Here is a 16,069-nt window from a genome sequence, read left to right on the forward strand (position 1 = left end):
CCTTAATCCTCCTGTTTTCCTTTTTCCTGGTTCAAGTAGTTTCTAAGTATTCTCTTTACGGCCACATCGTCAAGCGCGGCCTCCCCGCACCTGACGCAGACAGGCTGTACATGCTTCTTTTTCTTCTTTTTAGGATGATCCACTGTCCGGAGCCTGCCGTCTGCCAGATAAACATATGCGCTGTCGCTTCCTATTATAACATATATTTTTCCCGCGTCATGCCCCGCCAGTGACCTGGCCATCATTCCCGCCTTATACCTGTCCATTCTGCTTCCTCTCTTCATATGCTGACAGGGACAGGAGCACCGGCTCGCCCTTGGTGATCAGCACCGTGTTCTCATAGTGGGCAGACAGGGAATGATCCTTTGTGACAACCGTCCAGTCATCATCCAGCCATTCCACCTCCCATGTTCCCATATTGATCATGGGCTCAATGGCCAGCGTCATGCCCTCCTTGAGGAGGACACCCTTTCTTCCCTGTTCATAATTTGGTATCTCCGGCGACTCGTGGAGATTGGTGCCGATCCCGTGGCCGCACAGGTCTCTCACCACGCCGTATCCGCGCTCCCCCGCATATCTTCCGATGGCAGAGGATATATCAAATAGATGATTGCCCTCTTTTGCGTACTTTATACCTTCAAAAAAACATTCCCGGGTCACATCGATCAGCCTCTGCGCTTCCTCACTGATGTGGCCGATGCCGTATGTCCTGGCCGCGTCAGAATGGTATCCTTTATAGATGACGCCGGCGTCCAGGCTCACGATATCGCCCTCCCGGATAAAGCGGTGGGGACTGGGTATACCGTGCACCACTTCGTCATTCACAGACACGCAGATGGATGCCGGATAGCCGTTATAATTCAGGAAGGAGGGCACGCAGCCGTAGCTGCGTATCAGCTCCTCCCCGATCCTGTCTATATCCTTGGTGGTCATTCCCGGATGAAGCTCCTTTGCCAGTTCGTTGTGGACAGTCTCAAGGATCCTGCCCGCTTCCGTCATAAGCTCGATCTCTCTGGGTGATTTTATCGTGATCGACATCCCTTTACGCTCCTAAAATATCTACAATTGCCTGGAATACGTCGTCGATATCCACAGTGCCGTCCACTGTCTTCAGGATACCTGCCTTTGTATAGTAGTCGATCAGCGGCTGTGTCTGCTCGTGGTACACGTTCAGTCTCTTCTGCACGGTCTCCGGCTTGTCGTCGTCCCTCAGGATCAGCTCTCCGCCGCACACATCACAGATGCCTTCCTTCTTTGTGGGGGCATACTCTACATGATATGTAGCTCCGCAGCCCACGCAGGCTCTTCTTCCGCCCATGCGGCGGACAATGTTCTCATCCGGCACGTCTACATCGATGGCATAGTCCACTTTCTGTCCCATCTTTGCCAGCGCCTCTGTGAGGGCCTCAGCCTGGGGAATCGTCCTCGGGAAGCCGTCCAGTACATAGCCGTTTTTGCAGTCATCCTGGTTCACACGGTCCACTACCAGATCCACGACAAGCTCATCCGGCACGAGAAGTCCCTGGTCCATATATGTCTTGGCCTTCTTTCCAAGCTCTGTACCGTTCTTGATGTTCGCCCTGAAGATGTCACCGGTGGAAATGTGGGGGATCCCATACTTCGCGGCGATTTTCTTTGCCTGGGTTCCCTTCCCGGCTCCAGGCGCGCCTAACATAATAATCTTCATATGTTACTTCCTCCTTATAGCATTTTAACCCGCGAAAATTTTTTCCGCGAGTTTAAAACTGAAGCATGCCCGGCTTGTATGCCAGCGATGCAAAAATGCATCCTGGCAGTTCGCCTCAGGCACAGCCCAAAGGGGCTTAACTATTTAAAAATCCTTTATAATTGCGTACCAGCATCTGTGACTCGATCTGCTTGATCGTCTCAAGTATGACACTGACAATAATGATCAGTGACGTGCCGCCGAAGGAGACATGAGCCCCCAGCCAGCCGTTGAAGAAAATTGGCACGATCTGTACAAGGATCAGTCCACATGCGCCGATAAAGATGATGTAATTTAAGATCTTCGTGAGATATTCAACTGTCGGTTTTCCCGGCCGAATACCGGGAATAAATCCGCCGCTCTTCTTCATGTTATTTGCTATCTCCATCGGGTTAAAGGTGATGGATGTGTAGAAATAAGCAAAAAATACGGTCAGGATGATGTACACCACCAGTCCCCATGAATACTGGAGCTGCTGCGGATTACACCAGTTTGACTGGTTCAGCCCTCGGAGGATCTCACTTCCAATGCCATCCCCGTCGCCCTTTCCAAGGAAGGTCGCGATCAGAATGGGAGTCTGCATCAGTGAGGAGGCGAAGATGATCGGGATCACGCCCGCTGTGTTCACGCGGAGCGGAATGTATGTGGACTGTCCGCCAAACATTCTACGTCCCTGCATTTTCTGTGAATACTGCACAGCGATCCTTCTCTGTCCATCCTGCAGGAAAATGACGAAAACGACAAGCGCCAGGATAATCGCAAGGATGATCAGCGCTGCCAGTCCGCCGGATGCAAGACTCTTTCCTTTTACAAACTGTTCATAAAGAGTAGCCATATCGCTGGGGATACGGGAAATAATGTTGATCACAAGCACGATAGAGATACCGTTTCCGACACCCTTTTCCGTGATCCTCTCGCCGCACCACATAAGGAAGGCGCTTCCGGCTGTCAGTGTCAGCACGACGATAGCCGCATTGACAAAGTTAAACTCTTTGAGAAGTCCCTGACGTCCAAATCCAACTGCCATAGCTGTTGACTGGATCAGTGACAGGACAACAGTCAGATAACGGGTGATAGCCGCAATCTTTTTTCGTCCGTCTTCCCCATCCTTATGCATCTCCTCCAGCTTCGGAATCGCAATGGTCAGAAGCTGCATAATGATGGATGATGTAATGTATGGTGTGATGCTCAGAGCAAGTACGGACATCTGTTCAAAGGAACCACCGGTGATGGCGTTAAAGAAGTTAAACGCCTCACCAGTGTTCTGCGCAAAGAAGTCCTGGATGAAATCCGGATCCACACCAGGTGTGGGCAGCTCAGATCCGATCCTGATCACGATCAGCATCATGAACGTGTACAGGATTTTCTTTCTGACATCAGCGATCTGAAATGCCCTTCTCACTGTCTTAAACATTAGATCACCTCTGCTTTTCCACCAAGAGCCTCTATTTTAGCAGCCGCACCTGCGCTGAATGCATTTGCCTGAACTGTAAGTTTCTTTGTCAGTTCACCATTTCCAAGGATCTTTACGCCGTCCCTAGGATTTTTTACAATGCCCTTCTCGATGAGTGTATCTACAGATACAACAGCATCGTTGTCGAACACCTCCAGAGCGCTCACATTGATACCAACAATTGTCTTGCTGTTTCTGTTTGTAAAGCCTCTCTTCGGTATTCTTCTATATAATGGCATCTGTCCACCTTCAAAACCTGGTCTTGTGCCGCCAGAACGGGCCTTCTGTCCCTTGTGTCCCTTGCCGGCTGTCTTGCCGTTTCCGGAGCCATGTCCACGTCCTCTTCTGAAGTTGTTGCTCTGTTTTGCCCCGTCAGCAGGTCTTAAATTTGATAAGTCCATTATGACACCTCCTTACTTCTCTGAATTTACGCTTCTTCTACCTTTACTAAATGCTGCACCTGCTTTACCATGCCTCTTGTAGCTGCATTGTCCGGTAAAACAACTGTCTTGCCAGTCTTCTTAAGTCCCAAAGCCTCTACTGTCTTCTTATGCTTCGGCACAGCACCGATTGTAGATTTTACTAAAGTAATCTTTAAATCTGCCATTTTTATCTGCCTCCTTAGCCTAAGATTTCCTCGACGGATTTGCCGCGGAGCTTGGATACCTCTTCAGGTGTCTTTACTTCCTTTAATCCCTCGATTGTAGCAAGAACTACGTTCTGTTTATTGTTGGAACCAAGAGATTTTGTACGGATGTTCTTAATTCCTGCCATCTCGATAACGGCACGGGCCGGACCACCGGCGATCACTCCGGTACCGTCCGGAGCTGTCTTCAGAAGCACGGAAGCGCTTCCGAATTTGCCGATCTGATCATGTGTGATACTTCCGTTTTCATCTAATGCCACAGTGATCAGCTTCTTTGTAGCGTCCTCTTTTCCTTTGCGGATGGCTTCCGGGATCTCGGCTGCCTTTCCTAAGCCTGCGCCCACATGGCCGTTTCCGTCTCCGACAACAACAAGAGCTGTAAATCTCATGTTTCGTCCACCCTTAACAACCTTGGTTACACGCTTAATTGACACTACTTTTTCATTTAATTCTAACTGACTAGCATCAATACGTTCCTGTTTCATGTGTGTTCTCCCTTCCTAGAATTCCAGTCCAGCCTCACGAGCTGCGTCTGCAAGTGCCTGGATCTTTCCGTGATATACAAATCCGCCTCTGTCGAATACGACTTCCTTGATGCCCTTCTCAAGAGCCTTTTCTGCGATCACTTTACCCAGAGCAGCTGCTGCTTCAACGTTATTGGTCTTCTCAAGGTTTGCTTTCACATCTTTCTGAAGAGTGGAAGCTGCAACCAGAGTGTTCCCTGCTACGTCGTCAATAATCTGTGCGTACATGTGATTATTGCTTCTGAATACGGCTAAACGTGGGCATTCAGGTGTACCGCTTAAACGGTTACGTAACTTTCTGTGCTTTTTAACACGTACTTCTGTTCTTGATTTCTTGCTAACCATTTTCACACTCTCCTTATTTATTTCTTACCAGTCTTACCAACTTTACGTCTGATCACTTCGTCAGCATACTTGATACCTTTGCCCTTGTATGGCTCCGGTCTTCTCTTGTCTCTGATCTCAGCCGCATACTGGCCAACTTTCTCTTTGTCAATTCCCTGGACAGTGATCTTGTTCTGACCCTCCAGAACAGTCTCAACGCCTTCAGGATCGATCATTTCTACCGGGTGAGAGTATCCTAAGCTGAGTGTCAGCTTATTTCCCGCTTTTGCAGCCCTGTAACCAACACCGTTTACCTCGAGGACCTTTTTGTATCCTTCGGTAACGCCAACAACCATGTTGTTGATCAGTGTTCTTGTAAGGCCGTGAAGGGATTTCATCTTCTTCAGATCGTTCGGTCTTGTAACGATGATCTGATCTCCCTCCTGCTTGATCTCCATTTCAACCGGAAGCTCTTTCTCAAGAGTTCCCTTCGGACCCTTTACGGTCACTTTGTTATTCTCTGCAATCTCAACAGTTACCCCTGCCGGGATTGTGATTGGCAGTCTTCCTATACGTGACATACCATGTCCTCCTTAACTTAAATTCTCGGAGCAGATGCTTTAGCCTGCTCTGTTTTCAGTCACATTGAGCACTTAGCGAGGTTTTTTACGAGCCTAGTGGCCGTAGTCTTTCCTCTTCCCCGCATGCTCATTTATTCTAAGGATGTTCTTCTCGCTTCGCTCGAAGAACGGCCTTCTCACTAGGTTCAAGCTTCGCCCTGCGGCTTGCTTTCACCAAGTGTTCAGTGCCTACCAAACGAAAGCCAGAACTTCTCCGCCTACGCCCAGTTTTCTTGCTTCTTTGTCAGTGATCACACCCTGGTTTGTGGAGATGATCGCTGTTCCCAGTCCGCCGAGAACCTTGGGAAGCTCCTCGCTGCTTGCGTACACGCGGAGACCCGGCTTGGAAATTCTCTTCAGTCCGGAGATAACCTTCTCATTCTTATCTGCGCCGTATTTTAATGTCACACGGATTGTCTTGAACGCACCGTCTTCTACGATCTCATATTTTGTGATGTATCCCTCATTGTATAAGATGTCAGCGATAGCAACCTTCATCTTGGATGCGGGGATGTCTACTGTATCGTGTTTTGCAGTGTTCGCATTACGAATTCTTGTAAGCATATCTGCAATAGGATCACTCATAGTCATGGATTGCTTCCTCCTTTACCAACTTGCCTTTTTCACACCCGGGATCTGTCCTTTGTATGCCAGTTCGCGGAAGCAAACACGGCAGATACCATATTTTCTCAAATATGCGTGCGGACGACCGCAGATCCTGCAGCGGTTGTATTCTCTTGTGGAGAATTTCTGCTTGCGCTGCTGTTTGATTTTCATTGCTGTCTTAGCCATAATTTACCTCCTTATTTTGTAAACGGCATGTTGAACTGTCTTAACAGCTCGCGAGCCTCTTCGTCTGTCTTCGCAGTTGTGACAAAGATCACGTCCATACCTCTCACCTTGTCAACCTTGTCGTACTCGATCTCCGGGAAGATGAGCTGCTCTTTGATACCAAGAGCGTAGTTACCTCTTCCGTCAAACGCGTTCGGGTTTACACCTCTGAAGTCACGCACGCGGGGAAGGGCAAGATTGATGAGACGGTCAACGAACTCATACATCTTCTCTCCTCTTAAGGTAACCTTGCATCCGATCGGCATACCCTCTCTGATCTTGAAGTTTGCCACAGATTTCTTTGCCTTACAGATGACAGCCTTCTGTCCTGTGATCTTTTCCATATCAGCAATCGCTGACTCTAAAACCTTGTGATTGTCTTTTGCCTCGCCTACGCCCATGTTGATAACAACCTTGTCGAGCTTCGGCACTTCCATGATATTTTTATAACCGAACTTTTTGTTCATCGCATCGATGATCTCGTTCTGGTACTGTTCTTTCAGTCTGCTCAAAGCACTGGACCTCCTTCCTCAACAATTAATCGATTACTTCGCCCGTTGACTTTGCAACGCGGACTTTCTTGTCGCCATCCATCTTGAACCCTACTCTTGTAGCTTTTCCCTTATGGATGTACATTACGTTAGAAATATCAATAGGTCCTTCCTGATGAACGATACCGCCATTCTGATTGGAAACACTTGGCTTTGTGTGTTTTGTCAGCATGTTGATACCCTCAACGAGAACTGTACCGTCTTTCTGATTAACAGCGATGACCTTGCCTTCCTTGTCCTTGTCTTTTCCGGCAATGACCTTTACCATGTCGCCCTTTTTGATCTTCATAGTTGACATCTTATTCTCGCACCTCCTTAAAGTACTTCCGGAGCCAGGGAAACGATCTTCATAAACTGTTTGTCACGAAGCTCCCTTGCAACGGGCCCGAAGATACGGGTTCCTCTTGGGTTTTTGTCTTCTTTGATAATTACAGCAGCATTCTCGTCGAAACGGATATAGGAACCGTCTTTACGGCGAGTACCTTTTACAGTACGTACGACTACAGCCTTCACTACGTCGCCTTTTTTTACAACGCCGCCTGGTGTTGCATCTTTAACAGAAGCAACGATCACATCGCCGATGCTCGCATATCTTCTTGTGGAACCGCCAAGCACACGGATGCAGAGTAACTCTTTAGCGCCTGTATTATCTGCTACTTTCAGTCTGCTTTCTTGCTGTATCATGCAGGTTTCCCTCCTTATACTATTTCACTTTTTCCATGATCTCGACAAGTCTCCATCTCTTATCCTTGGACAGCGGCCTTGTCTCCATAACCCTTACCTTATCGCCGATGCTGCACTCGTTTGCCTCATCGTGGGCTTTCAGTTTATAAGTTCTCTTTACGATCTTTCCGTAAAGTGGATGTTTTACATTGTCTTCAACAGCAACCACGATCGTCTTGTCCATCTTGTTGCTGACTACCTTACCAACACGTGTCTTCCTAAGATTTCTTTCCACAGTGTTACTCCTTTCTCTGCTTTATATGAGGAAGCCATCTCCGGCCGGGCAATGCCCAACGGACCGCTCTTCCTACTCAGCCTTAGCCAGCTCTGTAATGACAGTCTGGATTCTTGCGATGTTCTTTCTTACTTCTTTAATTCTGCTGGTGTTGTCCAGCTGGTTTGTTGCGTTCTGGAACCGTAAGTTGAAAAGCTCCTTTTTAGCAGCTACTAATTCTTCGTTCAGCTCTGCAGCTGATTTTGTCCTTAAATCTTCTACAAATGCATTAATTTTCACTGTTATCACCGCCTTCTAAGTCTGCGCGAGAAACGACTTTACATTTACAGGGTAACTTGTGTGTTGCAAGGCGAAGAGCTTCTCTTGCCACTTCCTCAGGTACGCCTGCGATCTCGAACATTACGCGTCCCGGCTTTACAACTGCTACCCAGTACTCCAGGGTACCTTTACCGGAACCCATACGTGTTTCAGCTGGTTTCGTAGTTACTGGTTTATCTGGGAATATCTTGATCCATACTTTACCGCCACGCTTGATGTAACGTGTCATAGCGATACGGGCAGCCTCGATCTGGTTTGATTTGATCCAGCAGGGCTCTGTTGCAACGATACCATATTCACCATATGAAAGCGTGTTTCCACGAAGCGCTTTTCCTTTCATGGAGCCACGGAACTGTTTACGACGTTTTACTCTTTTTGGCATTAACATTATTTATCGCTCCCTTCCTTTGCTGCCTTTTCCGGAAGAACCTCGCCTTTGTAGACCCAAACCTTTACGCCAACTTTTCCGTAAGTTGTGTCCGCCTCGGCAAATCCGTAGTCAATGTCTGCTCTCAGTGTCTGAAGAGGAATTGTTCCCTCGCTGTAGAACTCTGTACGGGCCATATCAGCTCCGCCAAGACGTCCGGATACGGAAGTCTTAACTCCGAGCGCGCCGGCCTTCATTGTCCTGGACATGCAGGACTTCATCGCACGTCTGAAGGAGATACGGTTCTCCAGCTGCTGAGCGATGTTCTCAGCTACCAGCTGAGCATCCTTGTCCGGTCTCTTCACTTCTTTGATATCTACAACCAGCTTCTTGTCTGTATATTTTGCAAGCTCGCCTTTTACCTTCTCGATCTCGGAGCCGCCCTTACCGATTACTACGCCCGGTTTTGCTGTGTAGACAATGATCTTCACGCGGTCAGAGGCTCTCTCGATCTCGATTCTGGAAATGCCTGCGCTGTATAATCTCTTCTTCAGAAATTTTCTGATTTCATGGTCCTCTACAAGATTGTCAGCGAAATCTTTCTCTGCGTACCATCTGGAGTCCCAATCTTTGATAATGCCGACTCTTAAACCATGAGGATTAACTTTCTGTCCCATAATACCCTCCTTATCTTTCATCAAGCACAAGTGTGATGTGGCTCATTCTCTTCTCGATCCTGTAAGCTCTGCCCTGTGCTCTAGGTCTGATTCTCTTCATTGTTGGTCCCTTATTTGCATAAGCCTCTGCAATATAAAGGTTCTCAGCATTCATACCATTGTTGTTCTCAGCATTAGCGATTGCTGACTCTAACAGTTTCTTTATAATACTTGAAGCATATCTTGGATTGTATGTTAAAATTCCAAGTGCTGTTGTTACATCCTTACCTCTGATGGCGTCCAGTACGAAGCATGCTTTCTGAACAGAAACCCTAGCATAGGATAACTTTGCTGAAGGTCTTGTGTCCTTGTTAGCATTTCTCTCTCTCTTGATCTGGGATCTATGTCCTTTTGCCATGGATGAACCCTCCTTTCAAATTAGCCTGATTTATCTCACTCTTGATTTCTTTTCGTCTTTTCCATGTCCTCTGTATGTTCTGGTTGCAACGAACTCACCGAGTTTGTGTCCAACCATATCTTCCGTTACATATACCGGCACATGTTTTCTTCCGTCATGAACGGCGATTGTGTGTCCTACCATGCTCGGGAAGATCGTAGAACGGCGAGACCATGTCTTGATAACGGACTTCTCTCCGGATGCGTTCATTGCATCGATCTTTTTAAGCAGGCTTGCGTCTGCGAATGGTCCTTTTTTAAGTGAACGAGCCATTAGTTCTACCTCCTTGTGAAACTATTTATTTGATTCCTTTACCGTCACGTCTTCTTACGATCAGCTTGTTAGAATGTTTATTCTTCTTGCGGGTCTTAAGACCAAGAGCCGGTTTGCCCCAGGGTGTACACGGACCCGGACGGCCGATTCCTGTCTTACCTTCACCACCACCGTGCGGATGGTCATTCGGGTTCATAACAGAACCGCGTACTGTCGGACGGAAGCCCATGTAGCGTTTGCGTCCCGCTTTACCAATGTTGATCAGGTTGTGATCGCCGTTTCCTACCACACCGATAGATGCGCGGCACTCGATCGGAACCATTCTCATTTCACCAGACGGAAGTCTGAGGGTTGCATATTTTCCTTCTTTAGCCATTAACTGGGCGCTGTTTCCAGCGGAACGAACAAGCTGTCCGCCCTTGCCCGGATAAAGCTCGATGTTGTGGATCTGTGTACCAACCGGGATGCGTGAAAGCGGCAGGCAGTTTCCTACTCTCACCTCAGCCTCAGGTCCGTTCATGACTTTCATGCCGTCTGTCAGTCCCTGGGGTGCCAGGATGTATGCTTTCTCTCCATCCTCGTAGCAGATCAGCGCGATGTTCGCGGATCTGTTCGGATCGTACTCAATACCGATTACTGTAGCCTGGATACCATCTTTTCTTCTCTTGAAATCGATGATCCTGTATTTTCTCTTAACTCCGCCTCCGCGGTGTCTTACTGTGATCTTTCCCTGGTTATTACGTCCTGCCTGGCTGCTCTTGGAAGCAAGCAGAGATTTTTCTGGAGTCTTCTTTGTGATTTCAGAGAAATCTGATCCAGTCATCTGTCTTCTGGAAGGCGTATATGGGTTATAGGTTTTAATTCCCATGATTGCTTCTCCTTTCAATACTAATTGTTTGTGTCACGGAATTGCACCGTATATGCGCGATAAGCAGCGTGAGGGTAATTCCGAATAAGACTGCCGTGCTTGCACGAGCAGGATTATGCGGGATTATCTGAGCGTGCAACGCGACCGAAGAACCGAAGGTTCTGAGGTGCGCTGCTTATCGCTGTGGATCCATTGGGGTTATCCGCAATGGATTTACAGGTTCGCTCAACTAGGCTCACATAGTAGATACATCCTCGCTTTGCTCGGAGTATCTGCTTTCGCACTAGGCTCGAAAGAACCTCGCCAAGTGCTCAATGCATCGCCAAGTTTCGCGAACGGGGTCCGACTAAGCTTCAGCCTTCGCTATCGCTCGCCTTCAGCAAGTCTTATAACCCCTCGAAAATCTCGATATCTGCGCTTTCCTCTGTCAGCTGAACAACAGCTTTCTTTGTCTTGGCTGTCTTGCCGAACTGCATCGTTCCGCGCACTCTTCTTCTCTTGCCCTCGTTGTTCATGGTGTTCACCTTTGCAACCTTTGCGCCTGCGAACATCTTCTCAACGGCCTCTTTGATCTGAGACTTTGTGGCATCTGTGTGAACGAGGAATGTGTATTTCTTCTCGCCCATGAGCTCCATGCTCTTCTCGGTTACTACCGGTTTAAGGATTACATCATAATATTTGATATCCGCCATTATGCGTACACCTCCTCGATACTAGCAACAGCAGCCTTTGTTGTGATCACTGTGTTGTATTTTAAGATGTCGTACACATTAATTGTATTTGTCTTCGCGGTCTTTACATCAGCGATATTCTTTGCAGAAATCTCAGCGTTTGTATTGCCGTCCTCTAATACGACTAATGCTTTCTTCACATCCAGGTTCTTCAGAACGTTTGCAAAGTTCTTTGTCTTGTGGTCTGCAAATGCGATCTCATCGATCACGATGAACTTGTTCTCCGCAACCTTAGCAGAAAGCGCAGACTTGAGAGCAGCTCTCTTCTCTTTTCTGTTCATCTTGAAAGAGTAGTCTCTCGGAACCGGTGCGAATACCACGCCGCCGCCTGTCCACTGGGGAGCTCTTGTTGATCCCTGTCTTGCGTGACCTGTTCCTTTCTGCCTCCACGGTTTTCTTCCGCCGCCGGAAACCTCTGAGCGAGTCTTCGCTTTCTGTGTTCCCTGACGATTATTTGCAAGCTGGCTCACAACTGCCATGTGTACCAGGTGGTCGTTTACTTCCACACCGAATACAGCATCGTTTAAGTCGATCGTACCAACTTCTTTACCTTCGATATTGTAAACAGATACGTTTGCCATCTTAAGTGTTCCTCCTTCCTCGCAAAAACTAGTTAGCAGCTTTCACTGTTTCTTTAATAGTTACCAGAGATTTCTTCGGTCCCGGTACAGAACCCTTGATGAGCAGCAGGTTGTTCTCAACATCTACGCGCACAACCTCAAGATTCTGAATGGTGATCTTCTTGTTACCCATCTGTCCAGGCATCTTCTTGCCCTTGAACACCTTGCTCGGATCAGATGCAGCTCCGTTGGAACCTGCGTGACGGTGGAACTTGGAACCATGAGCCATGGGTCCTCTGTGCTGTCCGTGTCTCTTGATTGCGCCCTGGAAGCCTTTACCCTTGGAGATTGCTGTGGCGTCTACCTTATCGCCAACCTCAAAGATGTCAGCCTTGATCTCCTGTGCAGGAGCGTACTCGCTGGCGTTCTCAAATCTGAACTCCTTTACGTATCTCTTTCCAGAAACACCGGCCTTTGCGAAATGTCCCTGCTCAGCCTTTGTCAGGCCGTGGCGGTGAACGATCTCTTTCTTGCCGCTTTTATCCTTGTTGATGATCTTGTCCTTCTTGTCAACAAATCCAACCTGTACCGCATCGTAACCGTCGTTCTCTACTGTCTTAACCTGTGTTACTACACAAGGGCCAGCCTGAAGAACTGTTACAGGTGTCAGCACGCCGTCTTCGTTGAAGATCTGTGTCATTCCGACTTTTGTAGCTAAGATAGCTTTCTTCATTATAAATACCTCCTGTGATTTACAGCGGAACACCTTTTGGGTGTTCATCCTAAATTTTAGGAATACTGCTTTTGTGTTTGATGTAGAGCTTATTTGCTCTTCATTTTGATATCAATATAAACACCAGCCGGCATCTCCAGTCTTGACAGAGCGTCAACTGTCTTCTGTGTCGGTGTGATGATATCAATCAGTCTTTTGTGAGTTCTCTGCTCGAACTGCTCTCTGGAGTCTTTGTACTTGTGTACGGCACGCAGGATTGTAACTACTTCCTTCTTTGTCGGAAGCGGTACGGGTCCACTCACCTTTGCTCCATTCTTCTTTACAGTTTCGATGATCTTTTTCGCGGATGCATCAACAAGCTGATGATCATACGCTTTCAGTGTGATTCTCATTACTTGACTTGCCATAAAAAAAGTCGCCTCCTTTTCGTACTTTTGTTTTCAGTACGACAAGCGGTGACTGTACACTCTCCCGTGTGTGTCGTGAGAAACACCCACGTTGTTACTGCATCTCAGCAGCTGTTATAGTAGTTTCGTACAGTGACTTGTCGCCAGTTTCCTAACTTGACATTCGCTCCACGGAAAACCCGCCCTCGCTTATGCTTTTGCACGGGCGGCAACCTCACGCTTCACAGCTATCATGTCACAGCCGTTTTATTATAAATGAAATGCCATTTGTTTTCAAGTATTTTTTTACATTTTTTCAATAAATTCTCTTATATAAATATTTTACTTGTTTTTTTCGCGCTCATACTCTACCATTTACTATCATGATACCTTTAAAATACTACATTATATATAGAAGGAAAGCAAGCTATGGATATTAAAAGATGGAAAGTTATGCTGGCCGTCGACGATTACGGCAGCTTCACCCGGGCGGGCGAGGCCCTGGGCTACACTCAGTCCGGCGTCACACAGATGATGAAAGCCCTGGAAAAGGAGGTAGGCTTCTCTCTCTTTATAAAAGGAAAGAAAGGCGCCGCTCTGACTCCCGAGGCCCAGTCCCTGATCCCCGCTGTCCGGGCTCTTCTCAGCGCGGACGAGGTGGTACGCCAGGAGATCTCTGCCCTGAAGGGGGCGCCCACAGGCACCATCACCATCGGCACCTACTTAAGCTGCTCCATCCACTGGATCCCGGAGATCATCCAGAAATTCCAGGAAAGCCACCCGAACATTGTCTTCAAGGTCATTGAGGGGGCGGAGGACGACCTCCCCGACTGGATCCAGGAGCGCCGGGTGGACATTGGATTCCTCAGCCACCAGGAGGGACATCATTTTCAGTTTCTGCCGGTCATGGACGATGAGCTTTTCGCTGTTCTCCCCAAGGGTCATCATCTCGAAGGCTGCAGCTCTGTCCCCATGGAAAAATTCAGCGGCGCTCCCTTTGTCACGACAGAATATGCGCCTGGCAGCGACATCTACAGGATCCTGAAGGAATTTCACATCAGACCTGACATCCGCTTTCTCTCCATCAACGAGTTCTCTGTCCTCTCCATGGTGGAGCACGGACTGGGCATCACCATCCTCCCCGGCCTCCTCCTGCGGGGGCAGACCGGCAGCTTTGTAAAACGCAGGCTGGAGCCGCGCTCCTTCCGCCGGCTTGGGCTGGGCTACTCTTCCTACGATGACCTCTCTCCTGCTTCCAGGATCTTTCTGGAATACGCAAAAAGCTTTCTTCTGGATGACTGATCTTTTGCGCGCAAAACATTAGTTATTCTAATGCTGGCATTAACTTTTTTCATGTTTTTATTGACATCTCGCCTCTTTTCATCATATACTAGAAGGGAGGATTGAGATGTAACGGTGCTCTCGCAAATGCTGAGAGTGCCGTTTTTTTATTTTCTCCCTCGATCAAGGGAGGCACAGAAGGCAGAAACAGCCAACTCCCGAAAGAAAGGAAGTATCTTTATGAGTAATCAGACAAACCAGGAAACTCGTCAATGGGGCTCCCGATTTGGCTACCTCATGGTTGCCGCCGGCGCTGCGATCGGCCTTGGAAACATCTGGAGATTCCCCTATCTTGCCTACCAGGGGGGCGGTGGTGTATTCCTTGTGGTCTACATCATCGTAGTAGCTCTGATCGGTCATCCCATGGTACAGATGGAGACTGCCATAGGCCGCTATACAGGCAAGGATACGGTCAGCGCCTTCCAGCGCATCAACAAAAAGTGGGGCTTTGCAGGCTGGATGGCCAATGTCTGCACTCTGATGATCAACATGTACTACGTCGTTGTGGGAGGCTGGGTTGCCAAATACGCTTTCCAGTATCTGATAAGCGGAGATTTTGGCTCCGACAAGCAGGCCTACTACGACAATTTCACCTCCTCCACCGTGGAGCCCATCGTGTGGGCCATGATCATTCTTGTCTTCGTGTCCGTCATGCTGTATTTCGGCATCACGAATACTGTAGAAAAGCTGGCCAAGGTCATGATGCCCCTGCTCTTTGTACTGCTGATCATCTGCGGTATCTGGGCGCTGGCTGTAAACGACAACGCCATCGCAGGTGTAAAATATTACCTGCTCCCGGATTTCAGCAAATTCAGCTTCACCACCTTTGCCCAGGCAGCAACTCAGGTTCTCTTCTCCGTAGGTATCGGCTGGGGACTCTACGAGACGCTGGGTGCCAACATTCCAAAGCAGAATAATCTGAAGAGCGACGCTATCATGGTCTCCGTCTTCGACACAGCCGCCGCCATACTGGCCGGATTTGTCGTTGTCCCCTCCGCGTTCTCAGGAGGCGTTGACATTCAGTCAGCCGGGCCCAGCCTGGTGTTCAACGTCATGACTGACATCTTTGAAAAACTGCCTGGCGGGCGGATCATCGGTGTCTGCTTCTTCCTGGCCATCCTCTTTGCTGTGCTCTCCTCGCTGTTCAGCTTCTTCGAGATATCTATCCGAACCTTCGAGGACAACAAGCATATGGGGCGCAGGAACGCGACGATCCTGACAGCCGTCATCATTGGCATCGGAAATATTGTCACCTCCCTCGGCTTTGGCCTTCTGAGCGGCGTGAAGCTTCCCTGGGTGGACGCAAACGGCCTGAATTTCCTCGGCATCTACGACTGGCTCGACACCTTCACAGCCTATCTTCTCATGCCCATCGGCTGTATTCTCGTTTGCGTATTTATCGCCAAGGTATGGGGATTTAAGAACTACGAAAAGGAAGTCACGAACAACGGCAAATTCGGCCATATCACTCTCTACGACAAAATACTGACCGTCGCGGTTGTACCGTTCTTCATGATCGTCATTCTTCTGACACTGTTTGGTTTTTTGAAATAGTCCGGCACAGCTATTTTGAACAACCGGAGACCGCTTTTTCTCATCCAGCTTGGACAGATTGCTTAGTTTTAGTTGACTTGTTAATTTTTTGATGATACAATGACAATGATAACTGAGTTTGTCTTTGCTATTATCGGGGGTAGCGTTTTTCAGGCAGACTCGAATACAATTTCATAACATAATCTGGAGGGA

General features: G+C 48.2%; 27 protein-coding genes. 2 read left to right on the forward strand and 25 right to left on the reverse strand.

Going from position 1 to position 16,069, the window contains the following annotated elements; all coding sequences use genetic code 11:
* Positions 1–2 precede the first annotated feature (2 nt).
* The 25 genes from H7U36_RS02485 to rpsJ all read right to left on the reverse strand — a co-directional run bounded on the left by H7U36_RS02485 (position 3) and on the right by rpsJ (position 13,003).
* Positions 3–266, reverse strand: a complete 264-nt coding sequence (locus tag H7U36_RS02485; protein WP_138302835.1) for a KOW domain-containing RNA-binding protein — start codon at positions 264–266, stop codon at positions 3–5.
* Positions 253–1,038 (reverse strand): type I methionyl aminopeptidase, encoded by a 786-nt coding sequence (map, locus tag H7U36_RS02490; RefSeq protein WP_205155659.1) that lies wholly within the window; start codon positions 1,036–1,038, stop codon positions 253–255. Before map ends, H7U36_RS02485 begins: the two co-directional genes overlap by 14 nt.
* Positions 1,039–1,042: 4 nt before the next feature.
* The gene (locus H7U36_RS02495) at positions 1,043–1,687 is read right to left on the reverse strand and encodes an adenylate kinase (protein ID WP_205155660.1); all 645 of its coding nucleotides are present in this window, start codon (positions 1,685–1,687) and stop codon (positions 1,043–1,045) included.
* Positions 1,688–1,823: 136 nt separating this feature from the next.
* Positions 1,824–3,140, reverse strand: a complete 1,317-nt coding sequence (gene secY / locus H7U36_RS02500; RefSeq protein WP_033124791.1) for a preprotein translocase subunit SecY — start codon at positions 3,138–3,140, stop codon at positions 1,824–1,826.
* The gene (gene rplO, locus H7U36_RS02505; protein WP_033124790.1) at positions 3,140–3,580 is read right to left on the reverse strand and encodes a 50S ribosomal protein L15; all 441 of its coding nucleotides are present in this window, start codon (positions 3,578–3,580) and stop codon (positions 3,140–3,142) included. Before rplO ends, secY begins: the two co-directional genes overlap by 1 nt.
* Positions 3,581–3,606: 26 nt before the next feature.
* Positions 3,607–3,786 carry a 50S ribosomal protein L30 gene (gene rpmD / locus H7U36_RS02510; RefSeq protein WP_191429323.1) on the reverse strand — a complete coding sequence of 60 codons (180 nt, stop codon included), beginning with the start codon at positions 3,784–3,786 and terminating at the stop codon, positions 3,607–3,609.
* A gap of 14 nt (positions 3,787–3,800) precedes the next feature.
* A complete protein-coding gene (rpsE, locus tag H7U36_RS02515) occupies positions 3,801–4,310 on the reverse strand; it encodes a 30S ribosomal protein S5 (RefSeq protein ID WP_033124788.1) in 510 nt (169 codons plus the stop codon).
* Positions 4,311–4,325: 15 nt separating this feature from the next.
* Positions 4,326–4,694 (reverse strand): 50S ribosomal protein L18, encoded by a 369-nt coding sequence (gene rplR / locus H7U36_RS02520; protein ID WP_033124787.1) that lies wholly within the window; start codon positions 4,692–4,694, stop codon positions 4,326–4,328.
* Between the two features lie 17 nt (positions 4,695–4,711).
* The gene (gene rplF, locus H7U36_RS02525; protein ID WP_191429324.1) at positions 4,712–5,254 is read right to left on the reverse strand and encodes a 50S ribosomal protein L6; all 543 of its coding nucleotides are present in this window, start codon (positions 5,252–5,254) and stop codon (positions 4,712–4,714) included.
* Positions 5,255–5,482: 228 nt separating this feature from the next.
* The gene (rpsH, locus tag H7U36_RS02530) at positions 5,483–5,884 is read right to left on the reverse strand and encodes a 30S ribosomal protein S8 (protein ID WP_138302833.1); all 402 of its coding nucleotides are present in this window, start codon (positions 5,882–5,884) and stop codon (positions 5,483–5,485) included.
* A gap of 15 nt (positions 5,885–5,899) precedes the next feature.
* The gene (locus H7U36_RS02535) at positions 5,900–6,085 is read right to left on the reverse strand and encodes a type Z 30S ribosomal protein S14 (RefSeq protein WP_016220062.1); all 186 of its coding nucleotides are present in this window, start codon (positions 6,083–6,085) and stop codon (positions 5,900–5,902) included.
* Between the two features lie 11 nt (positions 6,086–6,096).
* Positions 6,097–6,636, reverse strand: coding sequence for a 50S ribosomal protein L5 (gene rplE / locus H7U36_RS02540; RefSeq protein WP_033124784.1), 540 nt, complete (start codon positions 6,634–6,636; stop codon positions 6,097–6,099).
* A 25-nt stretch (positions 6,637–6,661) separates the two neighbouring features.
* Positions 6,662–6,973, reverse strand: coding sequence for a 50S ribosomal protein L24 (rplX, locus tag H7U36_RS02545; protein ID WP_033124783.1), 312 nt, complete (start codon positions 6,971–6,973; stop codon positions 6,662–6,664).
* 17 nt (positions 6,974–6,990) lie between these two features.
* Positions 6,991–7,359, reverse strand: a complete 369-nt coding sequence (rplN, locus tag H7U36_RS02550; protein ID WP_033124782.1) for a 50S ribosomal protein L14 — start codon at positions 7,357–7,359, stop codon at positions 6,991–6,993.
* 19 nt (positions 7,360–7,378) lie between these two features.
* The gene (gene rpsQ / locus H7U36_RS02555) at positions 7,379–7,633 is read right to left on the reverse strand and encodes a 30S ribosomal protein S17 (protein ID WP_033124781.1); all 255 of its coding nucleotides are present in this window, start codon (positions 7,631–7,633) and stop codon (positions 7,379–7,381) included.
* Between the two features lie 72 nt (positions 7,634–7,705).
* Positions 7,706–7,912 carry a 50S ribosomal protein L29 gene (rpmC, locus tag H7U36_RS02560; protein WP_138302832.1) on the reverse strand — a complete coding sequence of 69 codons (207 nt, stop codon included), beginning with the start codon at positions 7,910–7,912 and terminating at the stop codon, positions 7,706–7,708.
* Complete coding sequence (gene rplP, locus H7U36_RS02565; RefSeq protein WP_033124779.1) at positions 7,902–8,339, reverse strand: 50S ribosomal protein L16; 438 nt, start codon at positions 8,337–8,339, stop codon at positions 7,902–7,904. Before rplP ends, rpmC begins: the two co-directional genes overlap by 11 nt.
* Positions 8,339–8,995, reverse strand: a complete 657-nt coding sequence (rpsC, locus tag H7U36_RS02570; protein ID WP_138302831.1) for a 30S ribosomal protein S3 — start codon at positions 8,993–8,995, stop codon at positions 8,339–8,341. The genes rplP and rpsC overlap by 1 nt, the downstream gene beginning before the upstream one ends.
* Before the next feature lie 10 nt (positions 8,996–9,005).
* The gene (gene rplV / locus H7U36_RS02575) at positions 9,006–9,392 is read right to left on the reverse strand and encodes a 50S ribosomal protein L22 (protein WP_076780556.1); all 387 of its coding nucleotides are present in this window, start codon (positions 9,390–9,392) and stop codon (positions 9,006–9,008) included.
* 30 nt (positions 9,393–9,422) lie between these two features.
* Complete coding sequence (gene rpsS, locus H7U36_RS02580; RefSeq protein ID WP_076780555.1) at positions 9,423–9,704, reverse strand: 30S ribosomal protein S19; 282 nt, start codon at positions 9,702–9,704, stop codon at positions 9,423–9,425.
* A gap of 25 nt (positions 9,705–9,729) precedes the next feature.
* Positions 9,730–10,572: a 50S ribosomal protein L2 gene (gene rplB, locus H7U36_RS02585; RefSeq protein ID WP_138302830.1), complete on the reverse strand. Its 843-nt coding sequence runs from the start codon at positions 10,570–10,572 to the stop codon at positions 9,730–9,732.
* A gap of 386 nt (positions 10,573–10,958) precedes the next feature.
* Positions 10,959–11,264 (reverse strand): 50S ribosomal protein L23, encoded by a 306-nt coding sequence (rplW, locus tag H7U36_RS02590; RefSeq protein WP_138302829.1) that lies wholly within the window; start codon positions 11,262–11,264, stop codon positions 10,959–10,961.
* Positions 11,264–11,884 (reverse strand): 50S ribosomal protein L4, encoded by a 621-nt coding sequence (gene rplD / locus H7U36_RS02595; RefSeq protein ID WP_138302828.1) that lies wholly within the window; start codon positions 11,882–11,884, stop codon positions 11,264–11,266. The genes rplW and rplD overlap by 1 nt, the downstream gene beginning before the upstream one ends.
* 28 nt (positions 11,885–11,912) lie before the next feature.
* Entirely contained in the window at positions 11,913–12,596 is a 684-nt protein-coding gene (rplC, locus tag H7U36_RS02600) for a 50S ribosomal protein L3 (protein ID WP_205155661.1), read from the reverse strand.
* 89 nt (positions 12,597–12,685) lie between these two features.
* A complete protein-coding gene (gene rpsJ, locus H7U36_RS02605) occupies positions 12,686–13,003 on the reverse strand; it encodes a 30S ribosomal protein S10 (RefSeq protein ID WP_076780546.1) in 318 nt (105 codons plus the stop codon).
* Positions 13,004–13,411: 408 nt separating this feature from the next.
* On the opposite strand from rpsJ, the gene H7U36_RS02610 reads away from it, so the two are divergent.
* Positions 13,412–14,284, forward strand: coding sequence for a LysR family transcriptional regulator (locus H7U36_RS02610; protein WP_205147720.1), 873 nt, complete (start codon positions 13,412–13,414; stop codon positions 14,282–14,284).
* A 219-nt stretch (positions 14,285–14,503) separates the two neighbouring features.
* On the forward strand, positions 14,504–15,877 hold the full coding sequence (locus tag H7U36_RS02615; RefSeq protein WP_205147719.1) for a sodium-dependent transporter: 1,374 nt from the start codon (positions 14,504–14,506) through the stop codon (positions 15,875–15,877).
* The last annotated feature ends 192 nt before the right edge of the window (positions 15,878–16,069 follow it).

The organism is Faecalicatena fissicatena, from assembly GCF_016900595.1.
Classification (GTDB): domain Bacteria; phylum Bacillota; class Clostridia; order Lachnospirales; family Lachnospiraceae; genus Claveliimonas; species Claveliimonas intestinigallinarum.

Bases quoted from the DNA above. Each gene is read 5' to 3' on its own strand.
- rpsS (WP_076780555.1), bottom strand. From the start codon at position 9,704: ATGGCTCGTTCACTTAAAAAAGGACCATTCGCAGACGCAAGCCTGCTT.
- map (WP_205155659.1), bottom strand. From the start codon at position 1,038: ATGTCGATCACGATAAAATCACCCAGAGAGATCGAGCTTATGACGGAA.
- H7U36_RS02615 (WP_205147719.1), top strand. From the start codon at position 14,504: ATGAGTAATCAGACAAACCAGGAAACTCGTCAATGGGGCTCCCGATTT.
- rplX (WP_033124783.1), bottom strand. From the start codon at position 6,973: ATGTCAACTATGAAGATCAAAAAGGGCGACATGGTAAAGGTCATTGCC.
- rplP (WP_033124779.1), bottom strand. From the start codon at position 8,339: ATGTTAATGCCAAAAAGAGTAAAACGTCGTAAACAGTTCCGTGGCTCC.
- H7U36_RS02485 (WP_138302835.1), bottom strand. From the start codon at position 266: ATGGACAGGTATAAGGCGGGAATGATGGCCAGGTCACTGGCGGGGCAT.
- H7U36_RS02610 (WP_205147720.1), top strand. From the start codon at position 13,412: ATGGATATTAAAAGATGGAAAGTTATGCTGGCCGTCGACGATTACGGC.
- H7U36_RS02495 (WP_205155660.1), bottom strand. From the start codon at position 1,687: ATGAAGATTATTATGTTAGGCGCGCCTGGAGCCGGGAAGGGAACCCAG.
- rplC (WP_205155661.1), bottom strand. From the start codon at position 12,596: ATGAAGAAAGCTATCTTAGCTACAAAAGTCGGAATGACACAGATCTTC.
- rplW (WP_138302829.1), bottom strand. From the start codon at position 11,264: ATGGCGGATATCAAATATTATGATGTAATCCTTAAACCGGTAGTAACC.
- secY (WP_033124791.1), bottom strand. From the start codon at position 3,140: ATGTTTAAGACAGTGAGAAGGGCATTTCAGATCGCTGATGTCAGAAAG.
- rplO (WP_033124790.1), bottom strand. From the start codon at position 3,580: ATGGACTTATCAAATTTAAGACCTGCTGACGGGGCAAAACAGAGCAAC.
- rpmD (WP_191429323.1), bottom strand. From the start codon at position 3,786: ATGGCAGATTTAAAGATTACTTTAGTAAAATCTACAATCGGTGCTGTG.
- rplR (WP_033124787.1), bottom strand. From the start codon at position 4,694: ATGGTTAGCAAGAAATCAAGAACAGAAGTACGTGTTAAAAAGCACAGA.
- rpsH (WP_138302833.1), bottom strand. From the start codon at position 5,884: ATGACTATGAGTGATCCTATTGCAGATATGCTTACAAGAATTCGTAAT.
- rplN (WP_033124782.1), bottom strand. From the start codon at position 7,359: ATGATACAGCAAGAAAGCAGACTGAAAGTAGCAGATAATACAGGCGCT.
- rplD (WP_138302828.1), bottom strand. From the start codon at position 11,884: ATGGCAAACGTATCTGTTTACAATATCGAAGGTAAAGAAGTTGGTACG.
- rpsC (WP_138302831.1), bottom strand. From the start codon at position 8,995: ATGGGACAGAAAGTTAATCCTCATGGTTTAAGAGTCGGCATTATCAAA.
- rplV (WP_076780556.1), bottom strand. From the start codon at position 9,392: ATGGCAAAAGGACATAGATCCCAGATCAAGAGAGAGAGAAATGCTAAC.
- rplB (WP_138302830.1), bottom strand. From the start codon at position 10,572: ATGGGAATTAAAACCTATAACCCATATACGCCTTCCAGAAGACAGATG.
- rpsE (WP_033124788.1), bottom strand. From the start codon at position 4,310: ATGAAACAGGAACGTATTGATGCTAGTCAGTTAGAATTAAATGAAAAA.
- H7U36_RS02535 (WP_016220062.1), bottom strand. From the start codon at position 6,085: ATGGCTAAGACAGCAATGAAAATCAAACAGCAGCGCAAGCAGAAATTC.
- rplF (WP_191429324.1), bottom strand. From the start codon at position 5,254: ATGTCACGTATAGGAAGACTGCCAATCACAATCCCGGCAGGGGTAACT.
- rpsJ (WP_076780546.1), bottom strand. From the start codon at position 13,003: ATGGCAAGTCAAGTAATGAGAATCACACTGAAAGCGTATGATCATCAG.